This window comes from Anaerobiospirillum sp. NML120448, assembly GCF_023050945.1.
In the GTDB taxonomy this organism is placed as follows: domain Bacteria; phylum Pseudomonadota; class Gammaproteobacteria; order Enterobacterales; family Succinivibrionaceae; genus Anaerobiospirillum.
Window position 1 is genome coordinate 1 of the sequence record NZ_JALKIM010000107.1, and the last position, 9581, is coordinate 9581.

Genomic DNA, 9581 nt, shown 5'->3' on the forward strand with positions numbered 1-9581 from the left:
ATGCGGTTAACTCTTTGACCGTATGAGATTTGGCGAGGTTATTAAGGGAACTTAATAATTATGGTAACCTAAGAGTGAGTAAGGAGGTCTCATAAAAGGGAACCTAGTAACCAACCCAAGAAGCTCCATCCATAACCGCAAGGTTTGGAGGGAGTAGTTCACATGGGTCATTCCTTCTTGCTTCTTATTCTATTTCTTTATTGGTGTGGCTTATAGCCAAGTTACTTCTCGCATGCCAGCTTTAAAAGAGCTTGCTCATGTTGATGAGGCTGGTTTAGGTTTGGCCCTATCTTCCTTAGGTGCTGGCTCTTTATTAGGTTTTGCTACTATTCCATTTTTGCTAAAGCACATTTCATCTCGCACCATGTTGCGTAGTGCTACTGTGGCTAACGTAGCCTTACTATTTGGTATTCCTTTAGTATTTAATCTTGAGTCTTTGTGTGTCACTTTTGCTTTCTTAGGCTTAGCCTTTGCCTATTTTGAAGTTGCCATGAACACCCAAATTATTAATTTGGAACTTAAATCTGGCGGTCAATATATGCTGCGCATGCATGCTGGCTTCAATGTGGGTGCACTTACAGGCTCTTTATCTGGCTCTGCATTTGCCTTTTACTCTATTGGTGTGGGCGCTAATTTATTAGCTGTTGGTCTATTTTTCTGTATTCCGCTCATTCTTGGTTCTTTATTCTTACTTGAGGACGTAACTCCTGAGGGTATGGATAAGAAAAAAGGAATGGGCAAAATTCCTTTGGCAGTAATTTTCTGTGGTATTTTTGCTCTCTGTGCTTATACTATTGAAGGTGCAGTAGCCGAATGGGGCAGTTTAGTAATGATTCAAGAAAAGAATGCCTCTGAGAGCTTAGCTGCATTAGTTTATGGCTCATTCTCTTTTGTTACCGCCCTAACTAGATTTGGCGCAGATAAATTACGCTCTATGATTGGCGATTTTAGACTTATTCTCTTTGGAGCTCTTACTGCTTTCTTAGGTATGTCTATTGTGATCTTTACTAGCTCGCCATACCTTACACTCTTTGCCTATGGCTTATGTGGTGTAGGCTTGGCTCCTGTAGTTCCTGTAATCTTAAGTAAGGTAGGTCATCGTAATGATATTCACCCTGCAGCCGCCACTACTGTAGTATCACTCTTTGGCTATTCTGGAGTGTTAGTAGTACCACCATCATTAGGATTGCTTGCTAACCAGTATGGCCTTATCAATGCCATGTTCTTGCCTTTAGGCTTAATCTTTGTGGTGGTAATGTCCAGTTTTGTCATTCGTAAGATGAAGGGCTAAAGCTAATACTAGCTTGCAAAAGTTTCGCCCCCTGTTTTAAAGCAGCAAAACCTCGAATTTACTAGCTTGAAGTAGCATTTAAGGGGGTGACGAACTTTTGATATCCAGTACTAGCAATCCCAAGCTTACTTTAATGGCTTTCCTCAAGGGCAATATCAATTTGGGTAATGTACTGGTCAATGGAGTCAACAAAATCCTCATTGATACCACGTTCATAGGAGTAATCTGTTAGCTTAAGATTATGCTCTTGGGCATAGCTAAGTATTTCACGATAGCGATCTGGCAACTTTTCCCATGAACCTTGATGGTAGGCACGCAAATAGCGTCCTGCCTTCTTCTTATGCAAACTTACATGAGAGCTATCTTGGGGCTTAGCTCCGATAAAAACATAGCGGTAGCTGTCAAAATCATCATTCTTGAGACTATCTACCGCAATAATGGCTCCTAATTGGCAATCTAAAGTATCAATATTCTCTTGAGTTTTGACCTTAAGAGCATCCTCAATTAAGTCCTCCATAGTCGCATCACAGCCAACATCCAACAAGGTCATATCTTCATCATGGTCAATATTGACTACCGCAATAGCTTTAAGATCAATGCTTAAGAGCTCTTCAATGGCATTTAACTCCTTATTAAGGTGAGTTTTAATGCTGTTAAGACGCTCTATTTTCTGATCTACATCAGACAAGGTTAAGGCATAGACCTTAGATAATCCTTGTGGAGTGCGATTTTGTAAAAATTCCTTAATCTTAGGAATGGACACCTCTAACTCACGCAGCATCAAGATATTTTCCAACATAAAACTTTGTGCGCAGGTGTAATAGCGATAGCCATTGGCCTTAACCAAAGCAGGTTTTAGCAACCCCACCTCGTCGTACCACATTAAAGTTTTCTTATTAATTCCATGCATTTTGGCAAGAGTGCCTATGGAAAAAAGCTTATTGGTTTTAAAAAACATACAACAACCTATTGACTATACAGTTACTGTACGGTTTATGATGACCGCAACGTAAGCAACCAGTAGAGGTCTTTATGCAAACAGAGCAACCAAATTATGCTCTAAGACCATATTGTGAAGAGGACTACCAAGCAATTGCTAAATTGATTGCTCAGACTTGGGAATTTGATACTTTTTGTACTCCCCAAGTAGCTAAGCTATTAAGCTATGTCTACTTAGACGAATGCTTAGTAGAACAAAACTTTGCTCAAGTAGCTATCTGCAATAATCAAATAGCAGGCATTATTATGGGAAATAGCTTTTGTGATCATTGTGCGCTTAAGCAAGATCAGTTAAGACTAGCCCACAACCAAGAGGCTTTAAATTCTACTTTAGAAGGCCGTGAAGTTAGTAGCTTCTTTGAGCAAATTTACAAAGTTGACGATACGCTGTTAACTAATACAGGCCATCAATATCAAGGCAAAGTTGAGCTCTTTATTGTCAACAGTGCTTTTCAGGGTCTCGGTTTAGGCAAGAAACTGTTTGCCTCCTGTTTAGACTTTTTTAAGCGCAAGAAGGTTAACGATTTTTATATTTTTACTGACTCATCATGTAATTTTGGTTTTTACGACCACATGGGCATGAAATGCCAAGGGCATGAAAAATTGTTCTACCAAGAAAATGGTGAGCAACAATGCTTAGATATGTTTATCTACGACAACAGTCCCAACCATCACCAAGGTTGCCCAGAACACAATATTTTAAGCAATAGCCACGGCAGCTTTTTAAAGGCTGTCTAACAGTTGTTTAAACATTGGCAACTTCAATTTTTACCTATAAGGGATTAGCTCTTTGGGGTTAATGCCTTATGGACATTTGTTTTTTTAAAAGTCCCAATGCTTGTGCTACGCCATCACTCTTAGATAAGCTTAGATAGATGTACCTAAGATTGTGCTGTACAGCTTATTTAAAAGCTGCGCACTTATTCATACCGATTACCATCTAATGGCCGAGCGCCCCTTCTTTAATTAAAGAAGTGGGCGCTTTCTTGTCTGAAATAAGGCTTTATATCAGTTATTTTTGTCTTTTAGCTCACAAACCAAGCAAGTATTTGCCATAATTTCGGGCCTATATCCTATAATTAGATGCCATTAGGATGCCGTTCTATTGCTAAGCAATAGACCAACCTGCTCTATAAGCGTTATCTTATAGGGCTAATAGCCTTAAACAATATAAGCATCGGTTTAGTTTTTACCAACAAATACAACCTAAGTCATTTTTGGTAGTAGATAGTATTGTTTTGCCTTCTTAAAAAACCTCTGTTAACTAGCACTGTATCAGTGATAGTAAGAGCATTGTGTCTGCTATTTTCTCTCCGATCTGCTTATCTTAATATCATGGCTTATTAACTCTGAAAGCACAATTTACTGTACTGTGTTAGTTGTTGTTAGGTATACGCTGTTAATATAATGCGTTTAAAATCAAACAGGGTATGGATTATGTCCTTATTTAGCTTTAAAGAATCAATGGTTAATCGTATTTTTGCGATTAGCATAGTGCCATCAATGATAGTTATCTTGCTTATGACTGCTATTTTCTACTGCAAAAGTGCTAACTTGGTAGAATCTGAAATCATGTTAAAGCAGTTGCCAGCTCAACTAGGCTCGGTCACTCAAACTATTAAAAGCGAAGTACAGCCTTATATTACCCAATCTAAAATGATGGCTATCTCTGTCTATACCAGAAAATGGATGGCAGACGGTCTTAAAGATGAAGGTTTAGCAACCTACCAAAAATCTGTTAATCGCCAAATCAAAGATTTAAATTTAAGCTCCATCTTCTTTGCTGATTTGGTTAATAATCAAATAGTTATAAATGGCCAAAAGATGGGCCCTATACAAAAAGACACTCGTGATATTTGGGTAACATCAACTATTAATCATAAAAAAGATTACCTCCTAATGAGTGATTACCAGTCCATTTCTAATGTTTTGGCTGTCTATATTAATTACAAGATGTACGACGACAACAATAAGCTTATTGCTATTGCTGGTGCCGCTGCTGATGTTCAATCTTTAAAAACCATGATTCAAGAACAACATTTAGGCACTACTGGTGTGTACATTTGTATTGATGATAATGGCACCATCCAATTACACCCTCAGACCGAATACATTGTTAAAAAGACTATTAATGATATTGAGCCAGGATTAATGACTGTAGTGCAAAACATTCTGGCTAAAGACGATCAGTACGAATTTTACACCTCTCCTAAAGATGGTACTGAATATATTATTTTAGCTACTAGAGATGAAACTTTAGGCTGGACTGTGGTAGGTATGGTGCCTAAGGCTGAAATTATGGAGCCATTAGACGGCATGCTTACTTTAGCAGCTAGTTTAATTGCTGGTGCTTTTATTCTTTTTATCCTCTTAAACACTTATATTTCTCGTTTATTAAAGCATCGTTTAGGCTTATTAGAGCTTAACTTAAATCTCTTTGCTAACTACTTTGAGCGCAAAAGCGACCGTCCTGAATTAAAGCGTACTCGTACTATGGATGAGATTGGCCGTGTGATTACCAAACTTTGCGATATGAGTGAGCGCATTGAAGAAGGCTTAAAAGACAATGATAAGGCTCTTCAAAACATCAAGAATACCTTAAATGACCTCAACGCAGGTAAGCTCGATGCTCAAGTTAACTATAAGGCTAAAGACCCTTATGCTAATGCCTTAATTGTGACCTTAAACGAGTCCATTTATAATGCAAATGAGGTTATGACGCATGTGACCAGCGTACTATCACGCTTTGAGGAAGATGACTTTACTGCACGTATTGAAGAGCATGATGCTCAAGGTAAATGGGGCGATTTAATTGAAGGCATTAATCGCTTAGGCGATGCCATGAGTCACTTACTGACTACCCAGCACGAAATGTCTATTAACCTTAAAGAAAAGTCAGTAATTCAATCTCAATCTGTTGAGACTGTAACTAACGCCTTAAACCAGCAATTAAATCTGATTGACCACACTATGGAGGCTACTCAGAACATTAATAACTCCAATGCTGAGGTAAGTAACCAAACAGATCAAATTGAAGCTAATGCCTCTAAGATTCAAAACGTAGTGGCTTCTATTAGAGACGTTGCTGAACAAACCAATTTATTAGCCTTAAATGCAGCTATTGAAGCTGCTCGCGCAGGCGAACATGGCCGTGGCTTTGCCGTGGTAGCTGATGAGGTACGTGCTTTAGCTGGAGTAACTCAAAAGAGCCTTAATGAGATTATCTCTATTGCAGATCACTTAATTAGCTCTATTGATACCTTACAAAACGCTGTACATTCTCAAACCAGCTCTATTGAGAGCATTGAAAATGCCTCAAAAGAACTGCGCACCAATAGCCAGAATAATGCCGCCTTAGTATCAGAGGCTCGAGTAATGACAAATGAGCTAAGTAATATTGCTGAACACATTAATAATGAAGTCGCTAAAAAGCGTTTCTAATTATTAATATTTCGCTTTAGCCATAGCCATAGCTATGGCTATGGCTATGGCTATCCATATAGCCAAAGCCCCTGTTATTTCCCAATATCAGGGGCTTACTTTTTTCTCCTCATCCATAATCCCCAAAATTATCTAATCTTTTTGCACTGTGATATTTATAGACAACCAAAACAGCTTCTCTCAATATAGGTCTGTTTAGCCAGCCCGCCCCAAAAACTAACACCTAGCCCTACTTATTAGGCTAGCTTTTTTTCGTTTCTAGAAAAACTAAGATTGCTAACCTAATGCGTGCTTAGCCAACATATTTATGAAATATTTTATATTTTTCATCGCCAAACAATAATAAAACGTTGTACAATAGTCTCTATAAATGTTTGTAGCTATGAATAATTGATTTTTTCGCTTATATATGCCGTTTTTTCCGCTAAAATAGTAGATTTTTTAATTACTCTCATAGCTCAACTAAAGAACTCTTGAGTTAGTCCAACTCACTACTTTTATTTTTTAAGGAAAAACTATTTTTTCCTTACTACGCTGTATTGCATATTGCCTATCTATTTTTAGATTCATTCGTTTTGTAACGTTTAAAAATTTAAGCTGTAGTTGTTAGCTTATTGAGCAATGGTTACGTGTTTTTCTTGATGGGCACGCACACATGTTTTGCACACTTTGTGTTAGTTTTATGATCTTATCAATTTGTAAGAGTAGAATATGCGCTGCAAATCAGGTTGACAAACGATAACGAGAGTAGTGAATTTTTCGGTTTTTTTACTGCGCCTTGTACTTATCGTATTTTATGCGCTTTATTGTCAAACGTCTTAGGAGAGATTATGGCTGCTAAAAAAGCAAAAAGCACCAAAAGCTCAATTGTAAAGCGAATTACCATGATTAATATTACCGCAGCTTTTGTTGCTCTATTCGCTATTGCTACTGTGTTTTTAAACATTGCTATTAACTTAATTGAGCGTGATACCATTAACTCAAACTTACCATTAAAAACACAGCTTGTGGCTAAAAATGTGGTAAGTGAGATTGAGCCATATATCACCCTATCTAAAACTATGGCGCAAAACCAGTATGTTGTTTCCTGGATGAGTGCAGGCGAAGATGACAAGGGCTTACCAGCTTTTGCTAAAGAGGTTACCAACATGCAACAAGAGCATAACCTCTTCTCTACCTTCTTAGCCTCTTTTGTGTCCAATACTTATATCTTTAATGGTCAACGCCGTGGTGCTTTAGACTTAGAAGGCGGCGATGCCTGGATTAAGCGTGTTATTGCCTCTGACAAAGACTATATTGTTGATATGGACTTTGATCGTAATACCAAAGATCTAGCTCTTTTTGTTGACTATAAGATGTATGACGATAAGGGCAATTTAATCGGTATTACTGGCGCATCTGCCAAGATTAATACTTTAAAGAATATGATCAATGCTCAAACTTTAGGCGACAACGGTCAATTCTTCTGTATTAATAAAGAAGGCATTATTCAGCTACACTCTGATGAAAAGCATATTTTAAATAGCAATATTGAAGATCTACACCCAGGCTTACACAAGATTGTTAAAGATATTGTTAATTCAGAAAAAACCTCTGAAATCTATGTCCCACCTTATGATCCTCGTGATTACGTGGTAGTAGCCTCTTACGATGAGGTTTTAGATTGGACTATTGTAGGCTTAGTTCGTCATGGCGAAATTATGAAGCAATTAGACGGAGTTATTGCTCAGTCTTTAGCCTGTATCTTAATTGCTTTAGTAGTAATGTATATCTTTAACTACTACACAGCTAAGCTTTTACGTTCCCGTCTTGGTCTACTTAACACCAATATTGAAAAGTTTGCTGATTTCTTCTCTCGCAAGAGCGATACTCCTAACTTACAAAGAGCTAAGACTCATGACGAAGTTGGTGATGTAATTGATACTCTATGTGATATGAGTGACTCTATTGAGGAGAGTATGGCCGATAGCGCACGTGCAATTAAGGCAGTGCAAAGCACCATTGATGACATTAATAATGGCGATTTAAGTGCCAAGGTATCATATAAATCCAATGATCCTTACTTATCCATTATGATTAAGTCATTAGAGCATACCTTAGCTAAGGTTAATGGCGTGCTTAAGAGCGCTACTGATGTTTTAGATCAATATTCTTCTAACAACTTTACCGCACGTGCTGATGGCTCCAATTTCCAAGGCCAATACTCCGAGCTTATTGATGGTATCAATAAATTAGGCGATGCCATGAGCCACTTATTATCTGAGCACCAAGCTTTATCAGATAACTTAAAAGATAAGAGCTCACAACAAACAGTTGCTGTTAGCACTGTATCTGATGCCTTACAAGAGCAATTAAAGTTAATTGATAAGACTTTAGATGCAAACTCTAATATCACTGAATCTAACAAGGATGTAGGTATTCATACCTCTGAGATTGCTGATAACGCCTCTAAGATTCAGCAAGTAGTAGAAAACATTAGAGAAGTAGCAGGACAGACCAACTTACTAGCACTTAATGCCGCTATTGAGGCTGCTCGTGCTGGCGAACATGGTCGTGGCTTTGCAGTAGTAGCTGACGAAGTTCGCTCTTTAGCTGGAGTAACTCAAAATAGCTTAAATGATATTGTTCAGATCTCTGATAAGCTCTTAGACAATATTGATACTCTCAAGATGTCTGTTCAAGTTCAAACTGACTCTATTAGCCAAATTGAACAAGCCTCAGAGGCTTTACGCTCCAACAGTGTTAACAATGCTGCTATGGTAAGTCAAGCTCAAGGCGTAACCGAAGAGTTAAGTGTATTGGCTGATAAAATCAGCTCTGAGGTATCCTCTAAGCGCTTCTAACCAATACCCATAATCAGTGCCTTAGCACTTAAAAAAAGAGCCCGTATCCCTACGGGCTCTTTTATTTCTACCCCCTAAACCACCCTATCCCATCACTCCAGCCACCACCAATGCCCACTCCAGCGCCATTGCCATGGCTATTACCAGTTCCAGTGCCAACGCTATTGCCTTTGCCAAGGCTATTAGCAGTGCTAGCGCCCTGCTCCCTGCGCCCAGCGTCATACAATTCCAGCCCAGCCCAGCCCTACAAGCTATAGTTTTAGCCCTTGGCGCTAAGCCCTAGAGCAAAATTAAAACCGCATTGGCATCGGAATCAGCACCAAATATGGCTCTAGCTTGGACTACTAAGTTGCTTAAATTTACCAAGCTTAACACCTACAAAGCTTTCCTATCTTAGTAATTGCGCAAGGCTATTGCCTGTATCGCCTTTATTTTAAGCGCCAAGGCAAGCTTGTGCACCTACACAATTGGGCTAGAGCCTCTTTGGTGCTCAAGATAAGTCTTTTGGTGCAAGAGCAAGATAGGCATAAGCTACTTAATAAGCTAAAGCACCCGCACGATCTCTACTAACATTAGCTCTTACAGGTATTGCCCAATGCAACTTGATAATAGGCACATGAGCCACAAATTATCTATACCTTACAGTCCTTATCATAATAATCTCCAAGTAATTTGAGCGCTCAACACACCAAATAAAAGCAGTATCTGGCCATGATTCGTCATAGTAAACATGGTTGTTGATATTATTGTTTGGCCCTTTATCTAAAAGATTAATGCTTTTATAATGAGAACTGTATCAACAGCTTTTCAATTAGAGCTATTAGGTCTAATTATCTGGTGTTAATATTAATCAAACTAGAAATCCAATATAGCTAGACTGGTCACTAACATCCACCGCCTAAAGGCGGAGGCATGACCTCTTTTTTGAGAATCAGCCTCGTTAGTGTACTAGCCTTAGTGAGCACTCTTTTAGAGTGTGTTGAACTACGTTGTTTAGGAAAATATAG

The 9581-nt window shown here is 38.5% G+C and carries 5 protein-coding genes; 4 read left to right on the top strand and 1 reads right to left on the bottom strand.

Translation table 11 applies throughout. The annotated features are described in order from the left end of the window. Positions 1-169 precede the first annotated feature (169 nt). Positions 170-1291: an MFS transporter gene (locus MXE38_RS11490; protein ID WP_348647385.1), complete on the top strand. Its 1122-nt coding sequence runs from the start codon at positions 170-172 to the stop codon at positions 1289-1291. Between the two features lie 130 nt (positions 1292-1421). Here the strand turns inward: MXE38_RS11490 and MXE38_RS11495 are convergent, their stop codons facing one another. Beyond that, positions 1422-2249 (bottom strand): MerR family transcriptional regulator, encoded by an 828-nt coding sequence (locus MXE38_RS11495; protein WP_246915115.1) that lies wholly within the window; start codon positions 2247-2249, stop codon positions 1422-1424. 74 nt (positions 2250-2323) lie between these two features. On the opposite strand from MXE38_RS11495, the gene MXE38_RS11500 reads away from it, so the two are divergent. From MXE38_RS11500 to MXE38_RS11510, 3 genes are all read left to right on the top strand, one after another. Beyond that, positions 2324-3028, top strand: coding sequence for a GNAT family N-acetyltransferase (locus tag MXE38_RS11500; protein ID WP_246915118.1), 705 nt, complete (start codon positions 2324-2326; stop codon positions 3026-3028). A gap of 699 nt (positions 3029-3727) precedes the next feature. Then, a complete protein-coding gene (locus MXE38_RS11505) occupies positions 3728-5731 on the top strand; it encodes a methyl-accepting chemotaxis protein (RefSeq protein ID WP_246915123.1) in 2004 nt (667 codons plus the stop codon). A gap of 830 nt (positions 5732-6561) precedes the next feature. After that, positions 6562-8574, top strand: coding sequence for a methyl-accepting chemotaxis protein (locus tag MXE38_RS11510; RefSeq protein WP_246915126.1), 2013 nt, complete (start codon positions 6562-6564; stop codon positions 8572-8574). The last annotated feature ends 1007 nt before the right edge of the window (positions 8575-9581 follow it).